We start from the raw sequence: 630 nt of genomic DNA, 5'->3' as shown, positions 1-630 counted from the left end.
CTGCTGCCCGTCCCCGGTGACATGCTCGCTGAATAGGACCGGAGGTTCGAGCTGGTAGGTATCGAACAGGCCCTGCAGCATGGCCTTGCGCTCAAGCTGCGGCGTTTTCCTTAAGTCTTGCCCATCGAGCCATAGGAGGTCGAAGGCGTAATAAAGCAAGCGGTCCTGTTCGCCTCTGGCGAGTTCTGCCTGCAGCTCGGAGAAGTTGGTACGGCCTTCATGGACGACGACGACCTCCCCATCGATGATCGCCTGCCCGGAGATGTCGAAGGCGCCAGCAATGACGGAGAACCGCTTTATCCAGTTCAGGCCATTACGGGTAAAGGCCTTGGCTTTACCGCGGTCGAGATGGAGCTGTACGCGGTAGCCGTCGTATTTGACTTCGTGAATCCACTGCAGCCCCGAGGGAGCTTTGCTCCGTAGGGTCGCTAGCTGGGGTTTAATGAATCCCGGCATCTCGATACGCTTCATACGCAACTCACAAAGCGCCCGCCGCTGGAGGGGGCCAATGACGAGCAGTTTAGCCAGTGTACTTTCGGAGTCGACAACGACCGCGGACCTGCCCCAGTCCTACGGGACATCGTCCGTCCTGATCGACTCGAACTCAGGAACCAGCGCCCGATTGACCAA

Annotated in this window: 1 protein-coding gene; it reads right to left on the bottom strand. The window is 58.9% G+C overall.

Annotation, left to right across the window (positions count from 1 at the left end; genetic code table 11):
- Positions 1–471: ATP-dependent DNA ligase (locus tag BraRD5C2_RS39280; protein WP_463671640.1), on the bottom strand; the 471-nt coding region annotated here is incomplete at its 3' end.
- Between the last annotated feature and the right edge of the window lie 159 nt (positions 472–630).

This window comes from Bradyrhizobium sp. RD5-C2, from assembly GCF_019972155.1.
Classification (GTDB): domain Bacteria; phylum Pseudomonadota; class Alphaproteobacteria; order Rhizobiales; family Xanthobacteraceae; genus Bradyrhizobium.
The sequence above is the reverse complement of the archived record's forward strand: the minus strand, read 5'-3'. Positions and strand labels throughout refer to the sequence as shown.